22 protein-coding genes are annotated in these 24,153 nt (G+C 61.8%); 16 read left to right on the forward strand and 6 right to left on the reverse strand.

Going from position 1 to position 24,153, the window contains the following annotated elements; all coding sequences use genetic code 11:
- Positions 1-83: 83 nt before the first annotated feature.
- Positions 84-1,340, forward strand: a complete 1,257-nt coding sequence (gene tyrS / locus EFD56_RS10330; protein ID WP_037139583.1) for a tyrosine--tRNA ligase — start codon at positions 84-86, stop codon at positions 1,338-1,340.
- Positions 1,341-1,423: 83 nt separating this feature from the next.
- Here the strand turns inward: tyrS and EFD56_RS10335 are convergent, their stop codons facing one another.
- Positions 1,424-1,705 carry a hypothetical protein gene (locus tag EFD56_RS10335; RefSeq protein ID WP_037139585.1) on the reverse strand — a complete coding sequence of 94 codons (282 nt, stop codon included), beginning with the start codon at positions 1,703-1,705 and terminating at the stop codon, positions 1,424-1,426.
- Positions 1,706-1,886: 181 nt separating this feature from the next.
- On the opposite strand from EFD56_RS10335, the gene EFD56_RS10340 reads away from it, so the two are divergent.
- Positions 1,887-3,548 (forward strand): alpha-amylase family protein, encoded by a 1,662-nt coding sequence (locus EFD56_RS10340; protein WP_126905196.1) that lies wholly within the window; start codon positions 1,887-1,889, stop codon positions 3,546-3,548.
- 18 nt (positions 3,549-3,566) lie between these two features.
- Here EFD56_RS10340 and EFD56_RS10345 read toward each other — a convergent pair whose 3' ends face one another.
- Complete coding sequence (locus EFD56_RS10345; protein ID WP_085742575.1) at positions 3,567-6,965, reverse strand: YhdP family protein; 3,399 nt, start codon at positions 6,963-6,965, stop codon at positions 3,567-3,569.
- 125 nt (positions 6,966-7,090) lie between these two features.
- Here EFD56_RS10345 and EFD56_RS10350 point away from each other — a divergent pair, with 125 nt between their 5' ends.
- The 5 genes from EFD56_RS10350 (at position 7,091) to EFD56_RS10370 (ending at position 11,903) form a co-directional block, all read left to right on the forward strand.
- The gene (locus tag EFD56_RS10350) at positions 7,091-7,564 is read left to right on the forward strand and encodes a peroxiredoxin (protein WP_085742576.1); all 474 of its coding nucleotides are present in this window, start codon (positions 7,091-7,093) and stop codon (positions 7,562-7,564) included.
- A complete protein-coding gene (locus EFD56_RS10355; RefSeq protein WP_085742577.1) occupies positions 7,561-8,388 on the forward strand; it encodes a ferritin-like domain-containing protein in 828 nt (275 codons plus the stop codon). The genes EFD56_RS10350 and EFD56_RS10355 overlap by 4 nt, the downstream gene beginning before the upstream one ends.
- A 105-nt stretch (positions 8,389-8,493) precedes the next feature.
- Positions 8,494-9,816, forward strand: coding sequence for a M23 family metallopeptidase (locus EFD56_RS10360; RefSeq protein ID WP_085742578.1), 1,323 nt, complete (start codon positions 8,494-8,496; stop codon positions 9,814-9,816).
- A gap of 157 nt (positions 9,817-9,973) precedes the next feature.
- Entirely contained in the window at positions 9,974-11,473 is a 1,500-nt protein-coding gene (locus tag EFD56_RS10365; protein ID WP_064818309.1) for a DEAD/DEAH box helicase, read from the forward strand.
- 7 nt (positions 11,474-11,480) lie between these two features.
- Positions 11,481-11,903 (forward strand): NUDIX domain-containing protein, encoded by a 423-nt coding sequence (locus EFD56_RS10370; RefSeq protein WP_085742579.1) that lies wholly within the window; start codon positions 11,481-11,483, stop codon positions 11,901-11,903.
- A 350-nt stretch (positions 11,904-12,253) separates the two neighbouring features.
- Here EFD56_RS10370 and EFD56_RS10380 read toward each other — a convergent pair whose 3' ends face one another.
- Together EFD56_RS10380 and EFD56_RS10385 are read right to left on the reverse strand one after the other, a co-directional pair.
- Positions 12,254-12,574: a TfoX/Sxy family protein gene (locus tag EFD56_RS10380; protein WP_038689192.1), complete on the reverse strand. Its 321-nt coding sequence runs from the start codon at positions 12,572-12,574 to the stop codon at positions 12,254-12,256.
- Between the two features lie 31 nt (positions 12,575-12,605).
- Positions 12,606-13,100 (reverse strand): flavin reductase, encoded by a 495-nt coding sequence (locus EFD56_RS10385; protein ID WP_029531238.1) that lies wholly within the window; start codon positions 13,098-13,100, stop codon positions 12,606-12,608.
- 251 nt (positions 13,101-13,351) lie between these two features.
- Between EFD56_RS10385 and EFD56_RS10390 the strand changes: the two genes are divergently transcribed.
- From EFD56_RS10390 to purB, 5 genes are all read left to right on the forward strand, one after another.
- Positions 13,352-14,434 carry an ABC transporter substrate-binding protein gene (locus tag EFD56_RS10390; RefSeq protein ID WP_085742580.1) on the forward strand — a complete coding sequence of 361 codons (1,083 nt, stop codon included), beginning with the start codon at positions 13,352-13,354 and terminating at the stop codon, positions 14,432-14,434.
- A 63-nt stretch (positions 14,435-14,497) separates the two neighbouring features.
- Entirely contained in the window at positions 14,498-15,175 is a 678-nt protein-coding gene (rpe, locus tag EFD56_RS10395) for a ribulose-phosphate 3-epimerase (protein ID WP_037139608.1), read from the forward strand.
- The gene (locus EFD56_RS10400; protein ID WP_085742581.1) at positions 15,172-15,897 is read left to right on the forward strand and encodes a DUF2259 domain-containing protein; all 726 of its coding nucleotides are present in this window, start codon (positions 15,172-15,174) and stop codon (positions 15,895-15,897) included. Before rpe ends, EFD56_RS10400 begins: the two co-directional genes overlap by 4 nt.
- A gap of 17 nt (positions 15,898-15,914) precedes the next feature.
- Positions 15,915-16,412, forward strand: a complete 498-nt coding sequence (locus EFD56_RS10405; RefSeq protein ID WP_085742582.1) for a hypothetical protein — start codon at positions 15,915-15,917, stop codon at positions 16,410-16,412.
- A gap of 129 nt (positions 16,413-16,541) precedes the next feature.
- Entirely contained in the window at positions 16,542-17,849 is a 1,308-nt protein-coding gene (purB, locus tag EFD56_RS10410) for an adenylosuccinate lyase (RefSeq protein ID WP_004676261.1), read from the forward strand.
- Positions 17,850-18,372: 523 nt separating this feature from the next.
- On the opposite strand, the gene EFD56_RS10420 is transcribed toward purB, so the two are convergent.
- The gene (locus EFD56_RS10420) at positions 18,373-18,852 is read right to left on the reverse strand and encodes a low affinity iron permease family protein (protein ID WP_010009445.1); all 480 of its coding nucleotides are present in this window, start codon (positions 18,850-18,852) and stop codon (positions 18,373-18,375) included.
- Between the two features lie 106 nt (positions 18,853-18,958).
- Positions 18,959-19,762 (reverse strand): DUF2189 domain-containing protein, encoded by an 804-nt coding sequence (locus EFD56_RS10425; RefSeq protein WP_004676259.1) that lies wholly within the window; start codon positions 19,760-19,762, stop codon positions 18,959-18,961.
- A 173-nt stretch (positions 19,763-19,935) separates the two neighbouring features.
- Between EFD56_RS10425 and EFD56_RS10430 the strand changes: the two genes are divergently transcribed.
- The 4 genes from EFD56_RS10430 to purS all read left to right on the forward strand — a co-directional run bounded on the left by EFD56_RS10430 (position 19,936) and on the right by purS (position 24,151).
- Positions 19,936-20,493 carry an alpha/beta hydrolase gene (locus EFD56_RS10430; RefSeq protein ID WP_004676258.1) on the forward strand — a complete coding sequence of 186 codons (558 nt, stop codon included), beginning with the start codon at positions 19,936-19,938 and terminating at the stop codon, positions 20,491-20,493.
- A 91-nt stretch (positions 20,494-20,584) separates the two neighbouring features.
- Positions 20,585-22,879: a putative bifunctional diguanylate cyclase/phosphodiesterase gene (locus EFD56_RS10435; RefSeq protein ID WP_085742583.1), complete on the forward strand. Its 2,295-nt coding sequence runs from the start codon at positions 20,585-20,587 to the stop codon at positions 22,877-22,879.
- A gap of 249 nt (positions 22,880-23,128) precedes the next feature.
- Positions 23,129-23,893, forward strand: coding sequence for a phosphoribosylaminoimidazolesuccinocarboxamide synthase (purC, locus tag EFD56_RS10440; RefSeq protein WP_004676256.1), 765 nt, complete (start codon positions 23,129-23,131; stop codon positions 23,891-23,893).
- A gap of 15 nt (positions 23,894-23,908) precedes the next feature.
- Positions 23,909-24,151 (forward strand): phosphoribosylformylglycinamidine synthase subunit PurS, encoded by a 243-nt coding sequence (gene purS, locus EFD56_RS10445; RefSeq protein ID WP_085742584.1) that lies wholly within the window; start codon positions 23,909-23,911, stop codon positions 24,149-24,151.
- Positions 24,152-24,153 lie beyond the last annotated feature (2 nt).

The following is a 24,153-nucleotide window of genomic DNA, read 5'->3' on the forward strand; positions in this document are numbered from 1 at the left end:
CTAAACGCGCCGCGACAGATCAACAACAACGAAGTTGCGTAAGGCCACACGGGACCGAGCGCAGACACCAAGAGACGAAAGCCATGTCCGAGTTCAAGTCCGATTTCCTCCGCACGCTGAAAGAACGCGGTTTCATTCATCAGATCTCTGATGAGCGCGGCCTCGACGACCTGTTCGCCAAGGAAACCGTGACGGCCTATATCGGCTACGACCCGACGGCATCGAGCCTTCACGTCGGTCATCTCACCCAGATCATGATGCTGCACTGGCTGCAGGCGACGGGCCACCGCCCGATTTCGCTGATGGGCGGCGGCACCGGCATGGTCGGCGATCCCTCCTTCAAGGAGGAGGCGCGCAAGCTGATGACGATCGAGACAATCGAGCAGAATATCGCCTCGATCAAGAGCTGCTTCTCGAACTATCTCGATTACGACAAATCCGGCAACGCCGCGCTGATGATCAACAACGCCGAATGGCTGCGCTCGTTGAATTACCTCGAATTCCTGCGCGATGTCGGCCGCCATTTCTCGGTCAACCGCATGCTGTCCTTCGACAGCGTGAAGACGCGCCTTGACCGCGAACAGTCCCTGTCCTTCCTGGAATTCAACTACATGATCCTCCAGGCCTATGATTTCGTCGAGCTGGCCAAGCGCTACGGTTGCCGTCTGCAGATGGGCGGTTCGGATCAGTGGGGCAATATCGTCAACGGCATCGATCTCGGTCACCGCATGGGGACGCCGCAGCTCTATGCACTGACCTCGCCGCTGCTGACGACGTCGTCCGGCGCCAAGATGGGCAAATCGGCATCCGGCGCGGTCTGGCTGAATGCCGACCTGCTGCCCGTCTATGACTTCTGGCAATATTGGCGCAACACCGAGGATGCCGATGTGCCACGCTTCCTCAAGCTCTTCACCACCTTGCCGATGGATGAAATCGCACGGCTTTCGGCGCTCGGCGGTTCGGAACTGAACGAGGTCAAGAAGATCCTGGCAACCGAAGTCACCGCAATCCTGCACGGCCGCGCAGCTGCTGAGCAGGCAGCGGAAACGGCGCGCAAGACCTTCGAGGAAGGCGGGCTTTCGGAAAACCTGCCGTCGGTCGATATCCCAGGCACCGAACTCGACGGCGGCATCGGCCTGCTGTCGTTGATGGTCCGCGCCGGCCTTGCCGGCTCCAACGGTGAGGCCCGCCGCCACGTCCAAGGCGGCGCAGTCCGCATCAACGACGAGGCGGTGAGCGATGAACGCCGCCTGATCGGCAGCGACGAGATTACCGCCGACGGCGTCATCAAGCTCTCGCTCGGTAAGAAGAAGCACATACTGATCCGCCGCGCGGCGTAAGCGGCAGCAAATGAGAACAGTGACAGTGGCCGGCGCTTAGCCGGCCTTTTTCATTTCGCTGAAGGCGCTGGCGAGGCAGACGATCACTCGACACCAGGCCGAGATATCGCATCCGTTCGTTCGACCGCTTGAAAGACATAGGGTGGTGGATTGACGTCTGTAGCGGGTGGCACGCGTGACCACCAACTGATCGAGAAGATCGGCGGCGTCACCGTCGCGTCGAGAGGCACGATGAGGATATGGTCGGAGCGGACGGTCTGCGGCCTCAGTCGCGCTCCCTTTTCTACGGCATAGGAAAACTGGTGGCCAAACGTGACTGCGATCACGGCGGCAGATGCGAAAGAGATTGTCCGGGCGCACAGCATGGCATTCTCCGCCGGCCACGGTTTTCCGGCCGAACCTTATCTTACATCAGAACAAGCTAAAATGTTCCGGCATCGATGACGAAATTGTCGGCCGAACTTGCCCGCCAGCCGGCCACGCACCGCCTGATCGGAACCTTTTCCGCCCGGCGGGATTTGCGACCAGATGGATTGGAGAGCCGGCATGATCAACGACCTCTGGTATAAGAACGCCGTCATCTACTGCCTGTCCGTCGAGACCTTCATGGATGCGAACGGCGATGGCGTCGGTGATTTTCAGGGCCTGATGCGCCGCCTCGACTATCTCTCCGGCCTCGGCGTGACGGCGATCTGGCTGATGCCGTTCCAGGAGTCTCCCGGCCGCGACGACGGCTACGACGTCTCCGATTATTACAATGTCGACCGGCGTTATGGCACGCTCGGCGATTTCGTCGAATTCACCCACGGCGCCAAGCAGCGCGGCATCCGGGTGCTGATCGATCTCGTGATCAATCACACGTCGAAGGATCATCCTTGGTTTCAGGACGCCAGGAGCGATCCGCATTCGCGCTATCGTGAATGGTACGTGTGGTCGGACAAAAAGCCTGCGAATGCCGATCATGGCATGGTCTTCCCCGGCGTGCAGAAGACTACCTGGACCCATGACGAAAAAGCCGAGGCCTACTATTTCCACCGCTTCTATGATCACCAGCCCGACCTCAACACGTCCAATCCCGAGGTGCAGGCCGAGATCCTCAAGATCATGGGCTTCTGGATCCAGCTCGGCGTCTCGGGCTTTCGGATGGATGCCGCCCCCTTCATCATCGCGACCAAAGGCGCCGAGGTCACCAAGCCGGTCGAGCAGTTCGATATGCTGCGGAAGTTTCGCGAATTCCTGCAATGGCGCCTCGGCGACTCCATCGTCCTGGCGGAGGCCAATATCCTGCCGAAGGACAATTTCGAATATTTCGGCGACGATGGCGACCGTATGCAGATGATGTTCAATTTCCAGGTCAACCAAGCGCTGTTTTATGCCTTCGCCAGCGCCGATACCCGGCCGCTGAAGAAGGCGATGGAGGCAACGAAACCGCGGCCGGCAACCGCGCAATGGGGCCTCTTTCTGCGCAACCACGACGAGCTGGATCTCGGGCGGCTGACGGACAAACAGCGCGGCGCTGTCTTTGCCGAATTCGGGCCTGACAAGAACATGCAGCTCTATGACCGCGGCATTCGCCGCCGGCTGGCGCCGATGCTTGGCGGCGACCGCCGCAGGATCGAAATGGCCTACAGCCTGCTGTTTTCGCTGCCCGGAACGCCCGTTATCCGCTACGGCGACGAGATCGGCATGGGCGACGATCTGAACCTGCCGGAGCGCGATTGCGCCCGCACGCCGATGCAGTGGTCGACCGAGCCGGAAGGCGGCTTCACCAAAAGCCCGAAACCGATCACCCCTGTGATCAAGGACGGTCCCTACGGCTTCGAGCATATCAATGTCGCCGAACAGCGGCGCGATCCGAACTCGCTGTTGAACTGGACCGAGCGGATGATCCGAATGCGCAAGGAAGCTCCGGAGATCGGCTGGGGCAATTTCTGCGTGGTCGACACCGGCGACGACGGCGTGCTGGCGCTTCGTTACGACTGGCGCGGCAATTCCGTCTTGATCCTGCACAATCTGCATGCGCAGCCGGCGGAAGTGACCTTCGATCCCGATATCGGCGAAGACGGGCGACAGCTGATCGATATTGCCGATGGCGCAAGCAGCAGCGCCGACGAGAAAGGCCGTCACACCGTCCGGCTCGATGCCTACGGCTATCGCTGGTATCGTGTCGGCGGCCTCGACTATCTCCTCAGGCGCAAGGAAATTTAGGCTTCTGGCTTGCCCGTCTTATTGAAACTCGAAGATTTGCCGGAAAACACCGGGCGCGATGATCGAAAGCGGGTTGATCTGCAGGTTCGGCTGGTCGAACTTGCCGGTCAACTTGAAGGTGATGCCGATCAGTCCGCGGTCGCTGCCATTGCCGAGGATGACCCCGATCAGCGGCAGTTCGGCGAACAGGCGATTGAGACCGTAGGCGGGCATGAAGGTGCCGGTCATATCCATATTGCCCTTGCGGTCGCGCACCACACCCTGGAAGGTCGCACCGATCTGGTCGCCGCGCAACACGCCGTTCTCGATACCGATCATGCCGTTGCGCGAGACGATGCGGGCAAAACCGCGCTGGAAGCGTTGCGACGAAGTGTCAATGTCGCGTTTGACGGCCTCGTTGAGGCTGCGCTGCTCGTTTCCGACGGGTGTCGAGACGATCGAACGCAGGCGCTGTTCGTTGACGATCGAGAAGCGGCGCACATCGAGCGAGCCGTCCCAGCCGCCCTCAGCACCCAGCCGGATCGCCAGATTGAGCAGGCCGCCCTGCATATGCTGGTAGAGATCGGCGAAACGCGAGACTGCGCCCGCATCACCGCTGGTGATGTTGATGACGCCGCCATCCTTCATCTGGCTGACAACCGCTTCGCCGCTGTCGGTGATGCCGGAAAAATTCAGTGCCTGCAGCTTGTCGCCGCGCAGTGACAGCTGCGCCTGGAAGTTGCCGACCTTCTCGTCGTTGAAGCCGATGACGTTTTTCAGCCTGGCGCGCACCGACACGCCGGTGTTGTCGGCATTCCCACCATCCTCGTCGCCGGAGCCCGATTTCAACCGCGCGATTACCGGCCGCGCATCGGCGCTGTCGCCGGAGACGGAAACGTCGAAATTGCCTTTGCTGCGCTTCACCGACAGGGCGAAATCATCAAGCGAGGAGAGCCTGACGCTGTCGAAATCGGCCGAGATCAGTCCCGCCTTGCCGACATTCAGCGAACCAGTGGCGCCGAAACCGTCGCCTTTCAGCCGGAAGTTCCTGATCTGGATATTGTCGGTCGGGCCGGATGTTTCGAATTCAGCCGTGGCGGCAATGCCGCTGCCTTTCGACCAGCCGATCCAGGGCAGTTCGAGCAGCGACTTGGTGAGATCCAGCTGGACGTCCTGCCGGTCCTCGTCGATCCGCGTCAGCACCATTTTCACGCTGCCGCCGACGATGCCGGAAAGGCCGGGCACCAGCCTGTTGCGCTGCTCCTCGGAGAGTGTCGCGGTGATCACCCGTTGCCGCGCCGCGCTGTCGGATGCCTCGACCGGCTCGGTCAGATCGATGTCGGCCGGGACACCGTCGATCTCTGCCTTGGCGTCAAGCGTGATCTGTTTCGGATTGCCGTTCAAAGTACCGTCGAGATTGCTGATCGTCCGGCCGGAAAACGGCTTGGCGAGATTGACGTCCGCAAGCTTCATAACCGCCGTCCATTCGGCCGGCGGGGGGTTCTGCGAGGAGAGCAGGCCGAAATGCGCCTTCACGTTCGCGTCGATGTGTCCCTTGAAATCGTCGGGCGTGAAGCCGGCGCGCTGCAGCACCCGGATCGGTTTGTAGGTCAACAGCTCGCCGACGGCATCCGCCGCACCCGAGACGGCAAGATTGATATCGGCCATCAGCGGTTTGTCGTAGGCGGAGGGTATGACGAACGTTCCCTGCCCGAGGCCAACGGACCGGCCGGAGGGGAAATAGGAAGTGCCGCTTTTGATCGAAATCGTCGCAACAGGACCGGTCAGGTCGAAATGCGCCGCCGTATCGCGCACCGGCGGAATGTCGCCGGCAACGTTCATCCGCGCGCCGGCGATGTCGAAGCCGATGCGGATTTGGTTGGCGTCGAGTTTCAATCCCTTGCCGCCGGCTGCCTCGTCGAGCCGTCCAAATGGGATGAAGACGGATATGGCGGCGTCGGTGACGGTGCCGCCAAAGAGATTGCCGTGCACCCATGTGCGCACCTTGGGTGCCATCCAGAACGGCCAGAGCTGCTTGATCGCCGTCGTCTGCAGCTCTCTGGACTGCCCGGCGAAGCTGATTTCCGGCGATTTATCGCCGAGCTTGACGTGCAACGCCCCGTAAAGCGCGCCGAGCGGACTGGAAACGGTCATGTTGGGAAACAGGAATTCCCGCCCGGCGACCATATAACGTCCGGTCGCCTGGATATCGAAGGAGAGCGGCTGTTCGCCGGAGCCGCCAGGCGCGGCGGTGCCGCCGCTGACAAGCACGTCGATGCCGAAGCCCTTGCCGGCTTTCGGATCAAGTTTGTCGAGATCGATCAGCGCGCCGTTGAGAGGAACCGTGGTCGCGCCGAATTGGGCGTTCGACTTGGCGATCTCGAGCGTCTGCTTGGCGAAATCGTAGACCAGGTTGATTTGTCCGCCCGACAGTTCCTGCGGATCGCCATCCGCATAAATCAGGCCAGGATCAATATCGACCGTTGCAGCAAGTGCTGGCTGCGCGCCGTCGCGCTCCCTGGTCGCCGAAACCGTCAGGTCGACGAAGGCGCTGAGCCCCTGCCGTATCACGCCCTGATCGTTGCGTTTCAGCGCAAAGGGCGTGAGGTCGGCGTGCTTGAGCGTCGCAACCACCCTCGACACCTGGCCGCCTTCCTTCTCGGCCAGCACGTCGAGTTCCGCCACCTCGCCGTTCAGCGCAACCTCACCTGTCAATTGCAGCGAGGATGGACCGACATGCGCGAAGACGAGATTGTCGACGACGAGCGATAACGGGCCGTTTGCGGTATCGGCCAATTTAACGTCGATGCCGGAGATGCGCACGGAATTGGTCGAGCCGCGTGTCACGATGCTATCGAACATGTCGAGCTGCGAGAAGATCTTCTCCATCGCCGCCGGCATGGCGTCGATGCGCAGATCGTCGAGCTTGATAGGATTGCCGGAGGGCAGAAGCGCCGTATCGAGCGCGATATCGTCTGCTTCTATATCGGCGACGGCGATACGGCCGCGGAAGAGCTGCAGCGGATCGAGCCCGAGCCGCACCGAACCCGTGGTCGACAGGTGCTGGCCGCTCTGCTGGTCGATCATATTGACGTTGCGCGCTTCGAGCGCCAGCCGGAAGTCGGAGGTGAAGCGGATGACCGTGGAGCCGACTTCGGCGCGGTAGCGCGGTCCGGCCACACTGTTCAGCGCCGCCTGCGCCTGCTGCGACAGCGGTTTGTCGAACATGCCGCTTTCGACGGTGAAGACGATCGCCGCGAGAATCAGGAGAATCAGTCCCAGAAAGCCGCAGGTCAGCTTCGCCGTGCGCCGCATCGGCGACCGCGGCGGCGGGCAATGAACGATGATCGGATCCTCGGCCTGGGCGGACGGCAAGCGGTCCAGCGCAACGATATCCTTCTTGCGAAACGTGACCTTTTCGCCGCGGATGGCTGACATGCGCCCTCGGGCTCTCCCTTAAATCGAAGAATTGAACCCGGTCATGCTGGACGGGTTTCCGTCCACTATATAATTCGGGGAGAGAGAGTGTCATCCACAAACCCGGCAAAAGAAAGGTTTTCCCAATGGCGGTTCCCGGCATCGGTGCCCTGGCCCCCGATTTCAATCTCCCCCGCGACGGCGGCGGTCGCGTCTCGCTTTCCGATTTTCACGGCAAGCCGCTGGTGCTGTTCTTCTATCCGAAGGATGACACCACAGGCTGCACCGCCGAATCGCTGGCTTTCTCGGCGCTGGCGCTGGAGTTTGAAGCAGCCGGCGCTGCCGTGATCGGCATGTCGCCCGATTCGGCCGCCTGCCACGACAAGTTCATCAGGAAACACCGTCTTTCGGTGGCGCTCGCCTCCGACGAGGAGAAGACAACGCTGCAGGCCTATGGCGTCTGGAAGGAAAAGAGCATGTACGGCCGCAACTTCATGGGCGTCGAGCGCACCACGTTCCTCATCCGCCACGATGGCACGATCGCGACGATTTGGCAGAAGGTGAAAGTGCAGGGCCATGCCGAAACCGTGCTCGAGGCCGTCAGGAATCTGGCCGCGTGACCGGTGATTTCGCGATAAGCTCGTTGCGCGGCGGCGCCATCGACGCCATCCGCTCGGCCGATCTCGGCCGCAAGACGGCCCTTGCGCAGGAAAGCGCCACCCGCTGGTTCGCCCGCCGGGTGTCGCTGCGCTCGCCGCTCGACGCCGCCCTGCCGGAAAGACCAGGCCGTCCCGACAAACCGCTGCTGACGCCGCCGACCCAGGTAGAGAAGCGCTCGCTGCACACGCTGAAGGGCCGGATCGCCCTGCTGCATGCCATCGCCCATATCGAGCTTAACGCCGTCGATCTGGCGCTCGATATCGTTGCGCGATTCGCGACCGAACAGGTGCCGAATTCCTTCTTCGACGGCTGGATGCAGGTCGCTTTCGAGGAGGCGAAACATTTCCGCATGGTGCGCGCCCGCCTCAACAATCTCGGCGCCGATTACGGCGATCTTCCCGCCCATGACGGGTTGTGGCAGGCGGCCCATTCGACGCGCAACGACCTGACGGCAAGGCTCGCCGTCGTGCCGCTGATTCTCGAAGCCCGCGGCCTCGACGTCACGCCGTCGCTGCAGGCCAAGATGCGCGAGACCGGCGATCTCGAAAGCGCTGCCGTTCTCGATGTCATCTATAACGACGAAAAGGGCCATGTCGCCGTCGGCGCCAAATGGTTCCGTTTTCTCTGCGCCCGCGAAAAGCGCGATCCGGCAAAGGCCTTTCAGGAGCTGGTGCGCGCTAATTTCCGCGGGCCGCTGAAGCCGCCCTTCAACGATCTCGCCCGTGCCGAAGCCGGACTGACGCCGTCCTTCTACCGCTCGCTGGCATCGATCAGCCACGCCTGAGGTGATTGATTTTCTGGCGCAAATGACGGCCGCGAAAGCATTCATTAACCATAACCGTGTCTAATTTTCCGAAAGAGGCGTAGAGCATCAATCGGGAGAGCCTGCGTGAACAGCGGACATCAGCACCGGGTATTCGGCAGGCGGGCGCAGGAACACATCCTCATCCTGGCAAGTGGCGACAAGGTGCGCCACATGACGGTCCGGCCATGGATGGCAGCACTTGCCTTCTGCTTCGTCGGCGTCTTCTCGATCGGCTATCTCCTGGCGACCTCCTACCTCGTGCTGCGCGACGACCTGATCGGCGCCACCATGGCACGCCAGGCCCGCATGCAGCATGACTACGAGGACCGCATCGCTGCCCTTCGCTCGCAGGTCGACCGCATCACCTCCCGCCAGCTTCTTGACCAGCAGCTGGTCGAGGATAAGGTCGACAAGCTGATGGAGCAGCAGATGGCGCTCACCTCGCGCCACGGCAAGCTCGACAACCTGCTCGACCGCGCCGAAAGCTCCGGCCTGACGGAAAAGGATGGCGCCCTGCCCGCGCCGTCATCGCCCGTCCAATCCTTTGCCCCCGATATCAAGGACAAGCGCGCTTCACTCACCGGCGGCCTCGAGGCGATCGAAAGACAGCTGGCGAGCGGCGCGCCCGCTGACGCGACGCCCGACAATTCGACGCTTGCCTATGTCCCGTCCGCCGAGACGGTCGGCGACCGCGCCGACCGGATCTTCTCCAAGGTGACGCTGTCGCTGAAGGATGTCGAGCAGGACCAGCGCAACCGCGTCGAGCAGCTGACGAGTGACGCCGGCCATGCCGCCAGCGCCATCGAAACCGTGCTGACCCGCTTCAAGATTCCTGTGCCTGAGGAGACGGCCGCGGCCAGACAGGAAGAGGAGAGTGCTGTCGGCGGCCCCTATCTGGAGCCCGAGAGCAACGACGACTTCAACAATTCGCTGGCCGCGCTCGACGGCGCGCTGACCCGGCTGGAGGCCGTGCGCAGCACTGCCGAGTCCCTGCCCTTCCGCAACCCCGCCATCGGCAAGGAAGTCACCAGCCCCTTCGGCAACCGCCGCGACCCGTTCCTCGGCCGCCTGGCCCTCCATTCCGGCATCGACTTCCGCTTTTCGCCGGGCGAAAGGATCCGCCCGACGGCGCCCGGCAAGGTCACCGCCGCCGGCTGGACCGGCGGCTACGGCAACATGGTCGAGATCGACCACGGCAACGGCATCTCGACGCGCTATGGCCATATGTCACAGGTTATGGTGAAGGTCGGCGACACGGTCGGCCGCAATGACGTCATCGGCCTTGCCGGCAGCACGGGCCGTTCGACCGGTACCCATCTGCACTATGAAGTGCGCCAGAACGGCCAGGCGGTAGATCCAGTATACTTCATGAATGCCGGCCTTAAACTCGCGACCTATATCAAGTAACAGCCATCAAGTAACCATCGCTTCACTCTGCACGGAGTGCCGCCTCTCTATTTCTTGACTTGCCAGCCATTCGGGGCTATGTCGCGCTGCATTGCGGCATGCAATCCCGCCGACTCGTTCAGAGCTCGGCCGAACCGGAACGGAAACAGTTTTCCCTTTGACGACATTTGCTGACCTTGGCTTGAGCCAAAAAGTGCTATCCGCTGTTGCCGACGCGGGCTATTCGACCCCCACGCCCATCCAGGCGGGGGCCATTCCCTTTGCGCTCGAGCGCCGCGATATTTGCGGCATCGCGCAGACCGGCACCGGCAAGACGGCATCCTTCGTGCTGCCGATGCTGTCGCTATTGGAAAAGGGCCGTGCCCGCGCGCGCATGCCCCGCACGCTGATCCTCGAGCCGACCCGCGAACTTGCTGCCCAGGTCGCCGAGAATTTCGAAAAATACGGCAAGAACCATCGTCTGAACGTTGCCCTTTTGATCGGCGGCGTGTCCTTCGAGGACCAGGACCGCAAGCTCGAGCGCGGCGCCGATGTGCTGATCTGCACGCCCGGCCGCCTGCTCGACCATTTCGAGCGCGGCAAGCTCTTGATGAGCGGTGTAGAGATCCTCGTCATCGACGAAGCCGACCGCATGCTCGACATGGGCTTCATCCCCGATATCGAGCGTATCGCCAAGCTGATCCCCTTCACCCGCCAGACGCTGTTCTTCTCGGCGACCATGCCGCCGGAAATCCAGAAGCTCGCCGACCGCTTCCTGCAGAATCCGGAGCGCGTCGAGGTGGCAAAGCCGGCCTCGGCGGCAAAGACGGTGACGCAGCGCTTCGTTGCATCGCACAGCAAGGATTACGAGAAGCGCGCTGTCCTGCGCGAACTCGTGCGCGCCCAGGGCGAACTGAAGAACGCCATCATCTTCTGCAACCGCAAGAAGGATGTCGCCGATCTTTTCCGCTCGCTCGAGCGCCACGGCTTCTCCGTCGGTGCGCTGCATGGCGACATGGACCAGCGTTCGCGCACGACCATGCTGCAAAACTTCCGTGACGGCAATCTCCAGCTGCTGGTTGCCTCCGACGTCGCCGCCCGCGGCCTCGACATTCCCGATGTCAGCCACGTCTTCAATTTCGACGTGCCGATCCACTCCGAGGATTATGTCCACCGCATCGGCCGCACCGGCCGTGCCGGCCGCTCGGGTGCTGCCTTCACGCTCGTCACCAAGCGCGACACCAAATTCGTCGATGCGATCGAGAAGCTGATCGGCGAAAAGGTCGAATGGCTGAATGGCGATCTGAACTCGCTGCCGCCTGCCGAAGAAGGCAAGGACAGCGATCGCCCGCGGCGCAACGGACGCGAGCGCGGCGACAAGGATCGTGGGCGCGGACGCGGCAATCGCGGCGCTGCGAGTCATAAATCTGATAACGACATCCAGGATAATGACGTCCAAGTGATTGAAGCAGCACCAGCAAGGGCCGAAGTCTTGAAGAACGAGCGCAAAGCAGAGCAGAAGCCGCAAAACAATGCGCGCAACAATCGGCCCTACCCGGCAAACGACGACAGCCGCGACCGCCGCCGTCATCGCGATCACGACGACGGCCCGACCCCGGTCGGTTTCGGTGACGACATCCCGGCCTTCATGCTGATCGCCGGCAGCGCCAAGGTCTGAGCATCCGATGGGCAAGCCCGGTCTCGATTTCCCGGGCTTCGGCGTCGGCCTGGTCATTGTGCGTGACGCCAAGGTTCTTCTCTATAAACGCGTGCGTCCACCGGAAGCCGGCTATTGGAACATTGTCGGCGGCAAGGTCGACCACATGGAGCCGGCTGAAGAAGCCGCGCGCCGCGAGGCCGAAGAAGAAACCGGCCTCAGGATCGGTCGGATCGAGCAAATCGGCATGACCGAGCAGATTATCGATACCGACCGCCAGCACTGGATTTCACTTCTTTATCTCGCCCACGATGTCGAAGGCGAACCGCAATTGACGGAACCGGATAAACTTTCGGATTTCGGCTGGTTTTCGCTGACGGATCTGCCCGAGCCGCTATCGGCGTTCACCAAGGCGGCGATATCGACCCTGCCCGCAATCAAACGCGGTTAGAGCCTTTCCTGGTTAGATTGAAGCATTCTGCCGGAGCAGGTTTTCGTCAGGGCAGAGGCGATTGGCGATGGGCATACCCCCAGGTATGTCCGAGCCGATCGCCTCTGATCCTGGCTAGAGATGCCCGGCCCACCGGCCGCACCGCTTCGCCGTGGCGAAGCGATCAGTGCGTCCGGCGATTCCTAAGTCTTGCAGATTTGCCTGGCAAATCTGCGGGAGGGTTGGCTGAAACGGGCCGGCTGATCGACTGGCCGGCTTGGCCGTAGAGCTGGGCTACGACGCGCGCCGGCCGGTCGACCATCCGACTCCGTTTGAGCCAACAGAATGATTCAATCTAACCAGGAAAGGCTCTAGCCCTCGGCGCGAAGCGCTGCCTCATAGGCCAGCCGCACCCATTTCGCCATCAGATCGGGATCGTCGTAGGCCTCCTCGGGGATCGACCAGTAGGGCATTTTCACCGGCTTGCCCTTCTTGCCCTCATAGGCCCATTGCGTGGCGCCGGCGGCGGCAAATTCCGGGGCACTTGTCTCGTCGGCCTTCAGCAGCATCTCGTCGCGCACTTCGACCGCGACGATGCGCCCGAGGTGATAAATGCCCTTGCCGCCGAACATACGCTTGATCGTGACGGGGCCGAGCCCCTGAAACATTTCCTCGATCCCGGCATTGTCCATTCTCAGTCCCTCGAATACCCGGCCAGCCGGATCACAGCGTGTGATAATCCCGGTTCATATAGATGAGTGCCGGATGCTTCTCGCTGAAGCGGACGGCGGCGACTTCGCCGAAGATGACGTTGTGGGTCGGCATTTCCTTGATGTCGGTCACCCGGCAGTCGAAGGCGGCAAGCGCATCGGCAAGGACCGGCGCGCCGGTGACGAGGGTGTCGAAACGGGCGCTGGCGAAGCGTTCCTCATCGGTGAGCGCCGTGCGTCCGGAGAAAGCGTCGGCGACGCCCTGGTGGTGAGCGCCGAGCGTATTCAGCACGAAGATGCCGCTGCGGAAAAAAATCTCGTTCTTTGGATTGGTGTTGTTCAGGCAGATCAGCACCGAGGCCGGATTATCCGAGACCGAGCAGGCAGCCGTGATGGTGACGCCCCGACGCAAGCCTTCCGTAGCCGTCGTCACGAGCTGCACATGGCCGGCGTAGCGGCTCATGGCATCCCGATAAAGGCCGGGGTCGATATGCTGCCTGTTCAACACCTGCGTCTCCATGCGCTCTTCTGCCGACTGCATACAATTACATAGCAATGCAAAGTCCTGCAGCGTCCTTTGCGTCACCGAAACGACGCCCTGCGCTGCTGTTCGACTTCCATCGCGCCAATATGGCGAGCATCGGTTACCTTTTCTACAATAGGACCGGTGAAAAGCATTGGGTTGCGCTTGTTTTTCTTTGACGATCGCGGCCTTGCGGATAAAAGGGCATGGACGATGGCTAGGGATCTCCGCCTTTCATGATCAACCTGCGTGGCATAGCAGCCGTTCTGATGCTGCTGGGAGCGGCGGCGCAAGGCCATGCGGCCGGCGTGACGATCGGCGTCGTTGCGCCCCGGAATGGCCCGCTCGCCCTGCTCGGCGCCCAGATTGCTGCCGGCGCCGGTTTCGAGATCCAGCAGTCAGGCAATACGCTCGTCGCGGTCAACGAGACCTGCGAAGACAATAGCGGGGCGGCAGTCGGCGATGCGCTTGTCGCGGCCAAGGTGCAGATCGCCGTCGGCTTTCTTTGTAGCGAGACGCTCGAAGGCGCCCTGCCGAAGCTCAAGGATGCCCGTATCCCGGCGATCACCGTCTCCGTGCGCTCCCGTATCCTGATGGAGGATGCGCTGAAAAACGGCTGGCCGCTCTTCCGCATGGCGCCTGCCGATGGCGCCGAGGCGGCAAAGATCAATGAAGTGATCCTGAAGGATTGGGCCGCCGATCCGATCGCCCTGATCGAGGACGGCACCATTCACGGCCGCGAACTGACGGAAGCGGTGCGCAATACGCTGGAACAGAACGGCCTGAAACCCGTCTTCACCGATACCTATCGCCCGGGGCAGGAGCAGCAGATCGCTCTTGTCCGCCGCCTGAAACGGGCCGGCGCCACCAGGGTTTTCGTCGGCGGCGACCGCAACGACGTCGCCGTCATCGCCCGCGACGCGGAGGCTGAGAACATCCCGCTCGCCATCCTCGGTGGCGACGCCATGCGCGCCGCCGATCAGCCGCTGCCGCTCGGGCCTGGCGTGCGCGCCGTCGCCCTGCCCGAATATGCCGTCCTGCCGGAGGCCGCGGCGACGGCCGAAACGCTGCGCGCCAAAGGGATCGAGCCGGAAGGTTATGTTTTGCCATCGCTGGCAGCGGCATTGATTGCCGGCCAGGCGGCCGAAGCCGCCGCTGCGGCCGGCAAGCCCCCCCAGGAGACGCTGCTCGGCACGACATTCCAGACTCCGGTCGGTGCCGTCGCCTTCACCGGCACGCATGAACTGTCGCAAAACCCGTACCGTCTGCTCGAATGGCGCGGCAACGGCTTTTTTCCACCGGCTGCGCCGACGCAATGAGCGGCCGTCAGCCTTGAATTCCGGCGCCGTGCTCGGCTGGCGCCCATAGGAGAGTAAGACTTGATGACGCTGCCCATTCGCATTGCCCCCTCGATCCTCGCGGCGGATTTCGCCAGGCTCGGCGAGGAGGTGCGCAATGTCACCGCCGCCGGGGCCGACTGGATCCACCTCGACGTGATGGATGGGCATTTCGTGCCGAACATCTCCTTCGGCCCGGATGTCATCAAGTCGCTGCGCGCCTATACCGATGCCACCTTCGACTGCCACCTGATGATCTCGCCGGTCGACGACTATCTCGAAGCCTTCGCCAAGGCCGGCTGCGACCGCATCACCGTCCACGCCGAATCCGGGCCGCATCTGCACCGGTCGCTGCAGACCGTCCGCAATCTCGGCAAGAAGGTCGGGGTGACACTCAATCCGGCAACTCCGCTCAGCGCCATCGAGAACGTGCTCGACGATGTCGACCTCATCCTCATTATGTCGGTCAATCCAGGCTTCGGCGGACAGAAGTTCATTCCGGCAATGGCGGCCAAGATCGCGGCGGCAAAATCAATGATCGGAGACAGGCCGATCGAGCTTGAGGTCGATGGCGGCGTCACCGTGGAGACGGCGCCGGCAATCGCCCGCGCCGGCGGTAACGTCCTCGTCGCCGGTTCGGCGATTTTCAAGGGCGGCACGGTCGAGAATTATCGCAAGACCGTCGCCGATCTGCGCCAGGCAGCCGAAGGGGCACGATCATGAAGAAGCAGCTTTTCATCGGCGGCCTGCTGGCCGCGGCACTGGCTGGCCTGCCCGGCGCGTCACTTGCCGGCGACATTGCCAGCATCCAGCCGATCGGCTTTTCCGCCGACGGCAAGGTCTTCGCGTTCCAGGAGTTCGGCATCAAGGAGGGCAGCAATGTCCCCTATTCCAACACCTATTTCATCGATACCGACAATGGCCAGTATCTCGAAGGCACGCCCTTCCGCACCGAGCTGACCGACAAGGACGCCAATCTTTCCAAGGCACGGCGGCAGAACCTGACGGCGGCGCGCGGCCAGATGGACAAATACGATCTGCTGACCAACCCCGGCCTGATTGCCGCCTTCAATCCGCCGACCGAACTCGGCTCTCCCGCAAAGACGCTGCGCTACACGACACTTGCAACCGACGGCCCGCCGAAATCGCCCTACACGCTTTCGCTCGGCGAGTTGCCGATAGCGGCGCCGACGGACTGCGCGGCGGTCGCCAAGCGGGTCCTCGGCTTCAGCCTGCAGATGATCGAGAAGGAAGGCGTTCCGAACCGGCAGGCAGCGCGCCAGGTGCAAACGGTTCCGACCGAGCGCGCGTGCTCGGTCGAATATAGAATCGGCGGCGCCGTCGTCTATCAGCCGGAAGCGGGAAACCAGGTTCATATCGCCCTGGTGCTGGCCTTCGATGCGCAAAGGAACGGGCGCTGGATCGCCGTTCCGGTTCATCCCTGAGCCTGGATCATTCCAGAATGGAGCGCCGGAGGAGCCGCATACGCGCGGCATGGCCGCCCTACCCCGATCTGGTTGCCGGCGCGCCGCTCTGGGGCATGCAGATGCTCGTCTCCGCCATGCTCGGCCTTTATCTGCGCAACGGCCTGGAGACGAGCCGCCTTGCCGAAGTCGCCGCGCTCTATTTCCTCGGAGGCCTGCTCGCCTGGCCCTTCGCTTTGCCGACCGCCCGCTTCCTCGCCTATGGCAAGCCGCCGGAGGCGCGTTTCGCCGCCTTTTTCGTGACGCTGATCGCGGCCACGATCGCCATGACCGCCTTCCTCTTCGCGATGGAATATCGGATCTTCTATTCGCGCTGGCACGCGCCCTTCGGAAGCAGCATCTGGGTCTTCCAGTTCATCTTCACCAGCATCAGCGCCGTCTATCAGTTCCTGGTGATCGGTCTGCGCCTTTTCCTGCCGCTCGGTCTCGTCTGCCTTGTGGTCAGCAGCTATTATCTTGCGAAACGCATGCGTTGAGATTGCCGCCCGTCTTTGCTACAGGGGCGCTGAAGCAATTTCAGCAAAAGTGTTCAGCGGTCTTGCGCCCGAAATTGCGCAAAAACAGAACATTGACGCACAAACCTCTTGAAGTGAAGGCAGCCGCCCATGATCCCGCGTTATTCCCGGCCCGAAATGGTCGCCATCTGGTCTCCCGAAACCAAGTTCCGCATCTGGTTCGAGATCGAGGCGCATGCCTGCGACGCGCTGGCCGAGCTCGGCGTCATCCCGAAATCGGCGGCAAAGACCATCTGGGAAAAAGGCGGTGCGGCCACCTTCGACGTCGCCCGGATCGACGAGATCGAGGCTGTCACCAAGCATGACGTCATCGCCTTCCTGACCCATCTCGCCGAGATCGTCGGCCCGGATGCGCGCTTCGTCCACCAGGGCATGACCTCGTCAGACGTGCTCGACACCTGCTTCAACGTCCAGCTGGTGCGCGCCACCGATATTCTGATTGCCGATCTCGACCGGCTGCTGGCAGCGCTGAAAACCCGCGCCTTCGAACACAAGGACACCGTCACCATCGGTCGCTCGCACGGCATCCATGCCGAGCCTACCACCTTCGGCGTCAAGCTGGCTCTCGCCTATGCCGAATTCGAGCGCTGCCGCCAGCGCCTCGTCGCCGCCCGCGAGGAAGTCGCGACCTGCGCCATCTCCGGCGCCGTCGGCACCTTCGCCAATATCGATCCGCGCGTCGAGGAACATGTCGCCGAGGCGCTTGGCCTGAAGGCCGAGCCGGTCTCGACCCAGGTCATCCCGCGCGACCGCCACGCCATGTACTTCGCCACCCTCGGCGTCGTCGCCTCCTCGATCGAGCGGCTCGCGACCGAGATCCGCCACCTGCAGCGCACCGAGGTTCTGGAGGCCGAGGAATATTTCTCGCCCGGCCAGAAGGGCTCCTCGGCCATGCCGCACAAGCGCAACCCGGTTCTCACCGAAAACCTCACCGGCCTCGCCCGCATGGTCCGCTCCTACGCCCTACCGGCCATGGAAAACGTCGCCCTCTGGCACGAGCGCGATATCTCTCACTCCTCGGTCGAGCGCATGATCGGCCCCGACGCTACCGTCACCCTCGATTTCGCCCTCTCACGTCTGGCCGGCGTCATCGAAAAGCTGTTGGTCTACCCGGAGAACATGGAGAAGAACCTCAACAAGTTCCGCGGCCTCGTCCACTCCCAACGCGTCCTCCTGGCGCTGACCCAGGCTGGCACCTCCCGCGAGGACGCCTACCGCCTGGTGCAGCGCAACGCCATGAAGGTCTGGGAACAGGGCAAGGATTTCCTGGAAGAGCTGCTGGCGGATGCGGAGGTCCGCGCGGCGCTGTCCGAGGAGGATATTCGCGAGAAGTTCGACCTTGGCTATCATACCAAGCACGTCGATACGATCTTCCGGCGGGTGTTTGGAGCCGCATAAGGATTCTTTTCTGCGTCATGGCGGCGCCTTCCGGCGCCGTTGTCTCCTGCGCGTGTCTACCCGACGCTCCGTCTTAGCCGCAGCCTGATCATGACCGGAAAGTAGATGCATGTCGCAAGGAGAGAAGGAGCGGACACAATCAGGATAATTTCCAATATTGCCATGTCCTTCCGTGTAAGATCATTTATCCCACCGCGCATCAAAAAGAACGACGCAACGATGAAAACCAACGTTGCGATAAAGATGACGGATCCCCACAAAAATGGGCGTGAATTTACTGCCGCATATTTAATGCGACAAAAATAAACAATAAAAAAACGATCGGAAGCGAAAGAAAAAACTTCGCGAACAGCAGACCAAGGCCTAGATCACTGAAGAAAAATGGCAAATGGCCCAATGGCAGCCCTATGAGATAGGCCTGAAAAAACAATTCGACCTGCGGTTCTCTGAGAAAGGAATCGCGCATTTCCCCCTGCAAAACAGCTTTAGACCCGACATGCGTTATAAATGCATATTGAGGAATTCAGCTCTTCTCAAGCGGTCGTTGCTTCATCTTCGAGCCCTTAGCATTCGCCGATCGCTTACGCGCATCGGTCTTTTTCGGCGCAGCGGCTTCCACGGCCTCCGCAGTTCTGCAAGCCTCCGTCTCGCCCCTGCCCTTGGCAGCCTTGGCGACCAGCTGGTCGAGATGTTTCAGCTCCTCCTCGTCGAGATTTTCGATGCCGATGAAGCGATTTTCGGCATGGCTTGTCAGGATGATTTCGTTGAGTTTGGCCTGGATCGCCCGCGTGTCGCGCGTCTGTGCGTTCTGCAGCACGAAGACCATCAGGAAGGTGATGATGGTCGTGCCGGTGTTGATGATCAGCTGCCAGGTTTCCGAATAGTCGAAGAAGGGCCCGAGCAACGCCCAGATGATGACGATGCTCAGGGCCAGGATGAAGATGACGGGCTTGCCCGCCCATTCTGATGTCTTGGTTGCGAAGCGGGCAAACAGATGCTTCATCGTTACCTCTGAAATCCTCCCTCGGAGCCATATTTAAACTCCGAGGTAGGTTCGGAGGTTCCCCTGAAGAATCGGAATCCGAAATCTCCGAGGGGCAAAACCGTGGCTACGCGGCCTCCCGCGCAACCAGCTTGCGATAGAGATGCCAGGTCGCATGGCCGAGGATCGGGATGACGAGCGCAAGCCCGGCAAAGACGGGGATCGTGCCGATGACGAGGAGTGCGGCGACGATCAGACCCCAGAGCAGCACCGGCACCGGATTGATGATCGTGGCGCGGATCGAGGTCACGACGGCGGCGACCGCCCCGACATCGCGGTCGAGCAGCAGCGGAAAGGTGATGACGGAGATCGCCAGCACCACCAGCGCGAAGCCGAAGCCGATGAGATTGCCCCAGATGATCAGCTGCAGGCCTTCAGCCGTACCGAAAACCTGGCGGGTGAAATCCGTCATGGTGCGCGGAAACACTTCTCCGAGGAGATTGGTATAAAGCGTCTGCGCCGTCACCAGCCAGACGACGAAAAGCCCAAAAAGCATCAGCCCGACCGCGACGATCGACGGCAATGCCGGCGAATGGCGCACGTCGAGTGCATGCGTCCATGACGTATCGAGTCCATCCTCGCGCCGGCGACTGATCTCATAAAGGCCGATCGCCGCGATCGGTCCGATCAGCACAAAACCGGACATCAGCGGGAAGACCATCGGCAGAAGATTGGCGCCGGAGGTCCATAGCGTCAGAAAGACGCCTGCGATCGGGTACATCAGGCACAGGAACACGTAATGCGAGGGTTTTTCCTTAAAATCCTCGAACCCGCGCTTCAATGCGTCGAAGACGTCAGCAATGCCAATGCGATTGACGACGGGCCGCGCCAAGCTGTCGCTGGCACCCGTCATGACATGAAATGCCGCCATGGCTTTCTCCTCCTCAGCCGAGATTGGTCGGCAGCGGCACGCATCGGCGGGCAAGCCGACACGAAATCCGCAACCGGCACTGGAGCAATATAACAAATATCAAGGCGCGTGTCGCTCTCTCCCTTGATGCCCCTCTTGACATCTTCGACAGGCTTTCTCACATCGGCGGCACTATGAAAGCCTCAGACGCAGATATCCTCATCATCCCCGGCTATACCAATTCCGGCCCCGGCCATTGGCAGAGCCGCTGGGAAGCGAAGCTCAGCACGGCGCGGCGCGTCGAACAGGCGGAATGGACGAAGCCGGTCCGCGAGGACTGGATCGCCCGCATCGCCGAGGAGGTGAACGCCTCGACCCGGCCCGTCGTGCTTGTCGCCCATTCGCTCGGCGTGCCCTCGGCGATCCACGCCATCCCGCTTTTCCGCAACCGGGTGGCAGGAGCCTTCTTCGTAGCCCCGCCCGATGTCACCAATCCCGATATCCGCCCGAAGCATCTGATGACCTTCGGCCCCTATCCGCGCGATCCGCTGCCCTTCCCGTCGATCACCGTCGCCAGCCGCAACGATCCGTTCGGCAGCTATGAGCATGCCGACGATATGGCCAGCAGCTGGGGCTCGTTTCTCGTCGATGCCGGTGAAGCGGGACATATCAATGCCGATTCCGGTCACGGTCCCTGGCCGGAGGGCACCATGGTCTTTGCCCAGTTCCTGAGCCGTCTCTCTGCTGATTGAGGAAAACCGCCTTCTCGTTAATTCAGCAATTGCTTTCTAAGTCTTTCTTAATGGAAAGACAGCAGACTGCGCCCGAGATGAATAAGCGAGAATGCCCGTGAAGAAAGCCCATCCAGAGGCCGAGAGCCCGCATGGCGATGCCGCAGCGGCTGCGGCAGGCGTCGACGGGGCAGCCGGCGATGCCGAGCTGGCGGAGCGGGAGAGCCGATGGAACCATGCGCTGGTCGGCTCGGGCCTCGGCGTATGGGATCACAACTATCGGCTCGACCGGAAATATTACTCGCCCACGTGGAAAACCATTCGCGGCATGGCGCCCGACGAGGTGGTCGCTGGCGATTACGATGCATGGCTGCAGCTCGTCCATCCCGATGACCGAGATTTCGTCGCGCATGCCATCGAGCGCCAGAACGCCGGCGACCCGAATTTTCAGATCTTCCAGTATCGTGAGCGCCACAGGGACGGCCACTGGGTCTGGATCGACTGCCGCGGCGCTTGCGTGGAATGGGACGAGAACGGCGTACCGTCACGCATCGTCGGCACGGATATCGATATCACCGCCCGCAAGGAAGCCGAGGAGACGCTGTCGCGCCTGTCACGCCGGCTCGACCTGGCGCTGGAGATTTCCCATATCGGCGTTTTCGAGGCCGATATAGAGAATGATACGGTCGAATGGGACGATCGCCTCATCGCGATTTACGGCCTGCAGGGCGCCTCGCATCAGATCGCGAGCGATGCCTGGGCGAAAAGCCTGCATCCCGACGACCGCGAACGGGTGCTCGGCCTCGCCGGCAGCAGCGTCGAAAGCGGCAGCGATTTCCAGCAGGAATATCGCATCATCCGTGGTGACGGCGTCGAACGCATCATCCGCGCCCGCTCGGCCTTTTTCGTCGATGGCAACGGCCACCGCAAGCTGATCGGCGCCAACTGGGACGTCACCGAGGACGTCGCGTTGCGCAATGAGCTGCAGCGCGCCAAGGATCTGGCCGAGGCCCGCAACCGCGAACTCGAAGCCGCCAAAGAGAGCATCGAGCGCTTGGCGCTGCATGATTACCTCACCGATCTGCCGAACCGGCGCTATCTCGACAAGATGCTGGAAGAGCGCTCGGCCGAATGTCGCGCCAAGGGCCTTGCCCTGGCGATCCTCCACGTCGATCTCGACCGCTTCAAGCAGATCAACGACACGCTTGGTCACCGCGCCGGCGACGCCATGCTCCAGCACGCGGCGAATGTGCTCAGAAACTCCGTCCGCGCCGCCGATTTCGTCGCCCGCATCGGCGGCGATGAATTCGTCATCCTCTGCACCATGGATGTCGCGTCGAAGAAAATCGGCGGCCTTGCCCAACGCATCATTCACAAATTGCGCAAACCCGTCAGATATGAGGGGCACGACTGCCGTTTCGGCGCCAGCATCGGTATCGCCATCGATAGCAGTCCGAAGCTCGACGCCAAGCAGACGCTGCTTGATGCCGATATCGCGCTCTATCGCGCCAAGGGCCTCGGCCGCAACCGCTTCGAATTCTTCTCGGCGTCAGCCCGCCGCGACATTGTTTTGGCCAAACATCTCGCCGACGAGATCCTGATCGGCCTCGAGCGCAACGAATTCGTGCCCTTCTATCAATTGCAGTTCGATGCCCGCACGCTCGATGTCACCGGCGTCGAGACGCTCGCCCGCTGGCAGCATCCCCGGCACGGGCTGCTGGCGCCCGACCGCTTTCTCGATATCGCCGAGGATCTCGACGTCGTCTCGACGATCGACGCGCTAATCCTGGAGCGCGCGCTGGCCGACCGCCGCGCCTGGATCAAGGAGGGCTTGTCGATCCGGAAAGTATCGGTCAACGTTTCCGCCCGCCGGCTTGCCGATCCCGATCTCGGCAAGAAGCTCCGCGCCCTGAAGATTGAACCCGGTGCCATCGCCTTCGAACTGCTGGAATCGATCTCGCTCGACGATTGCGACGAGCTGGTGACGGCCAACCTTAAGAAGCTGCGCAAGCTCGGCATCGACATCCAGATCGACGATTTCGGCACCGGCCACGCCTCGATCGTCAGCCTGCTGCGCCTGAGCCCGAAGACGCTGAAGATCGATCGCGAGCTGATCCGGCTGCTGCCGCAATCGGCCGAGCAGCGCAAGCTGGTCGGCTCGATCATCGACATCGGCCGCTCGCTGAACATCCGCGTCATTGCCGAAGGCGTCGAAACGGCCGACCACATCCGCATTCTCGAAGACCTCGACTGTGACACCCTGCAGGGCTATGCGCTCGCCCGGCCGATGCCCGCCATGCAGATCCCCTCCTTCATCCGTGCCGGAAGCTGGCGCCACGGGCCGACCGGCGCACGCGCCTTGCAGGCGCATCTTCGCCACGCACTGCCAGGCAGAGCCAACAAATAAAACCTGTATAAGCCGCCCGCCATTTCGCCTTCATTCCACCGTACAGCAAAAGGCGCTAAACTCGCCTTGGGAATCCATTCGATTCTCTTGACGGTATTTCCGTAGAATCCGGGAACCGGGGCCAGAATCACGAAAAGAGGGAAGGAGCGACAGGCGGATTGTGAAACTCACTCTTTTCCTTTAAGGGGACGCCACGAGATCGATCCACTCGCGCCATCCCAAGAGCGCCAACAACAGAGAATGACCACGATGAACCGTCGCCGCCGTATCTACGAGGGCAAGGCAAAGATTCTGTATGAGGGTCCGGAACCGGGTACCTTGATCCAGTTTTTCAAGGACGATGCCACCGCCTTCAATAAGAAGAAACACGAAGTCATCGACGGCAAGGGCGTCCTCAACAACCGCATTTCCGAATATATCTTCAGCCATCTGAACAAGATCGGCATCCCGACCCATTTCATCCGCCGGCTTAACATGCGCGAGCAGTTGATCAAGGAAGTCGAGATGATTCCGCTGGAGATCGTCGTGCGCAATGTCGCCGCCGGTTCGCTTGCCAAGCGGCTCGGCATCGAGGAAGGCGTTGTCCTGCCGCGCTCGATCATCGAATTCTATTATAAGTCCGATGCACTCGACGATCCGATGGTCTCCGAAGAGCATATCACCGCTTTCGGCTGGGCCAATCCGGCCGAGCTCGACGACATCATGGCGCTCGCCATCCGCGTCAACGATTTCATGACCGGTCTTTTCCTCGGCGTCGGCATTCAGCTCGTCGATTTCAAGATCGAATGCGGCCGCCTCTTCGAAGGCGACATGATGCGGATCATCCTCGCCGACGAAATCTCGCCCGACAGCTGCCGGCTCTGGGATATCGAAACCCGCGAGAAGATGGACAAGGACCGCTTCCGCCGCGATCTCGGCGGCTTGCTCGAAGCCTATTCCGAAGTCGCACGCCGTCTCGGCATCATCAATGAAAACGAGCCTGTGCGCGGCACCGGCCCGGTTCTCGTCAAGTAAGGCAGGATAGACAAAGTGATCAAGGCTCGTGTCACCGTCACGCTGAAAAACGGCGTTCTCGATCCGCAGGGCAAGGCTATCGAAGGCGCGCTCGGCGCCCTCGGTTTCTCGGGCGTCGGCCATATCAGACAGGGCAAGGTCTTCGACCTGGAGCTCGATAGCGCCGACAAGGCCAAGGCAGAGGCCGACCTCAAGGCCATGTGCGAGAAGCTCCTCGCCAACACCGTGATCGAGAACTACGCGATCGCAATCGACTGACG

The sequence above is a fragment of the Rhizobium phaseoli genome (assembly GCF_003985125.1).
Taxonomy (GTDB): Bacteria; Pseudomonadota; Alphaproteobacteria; order Rhizobiales; family Rhizobiaceae; genus Rhizobium; species Rhizobium phaseoli.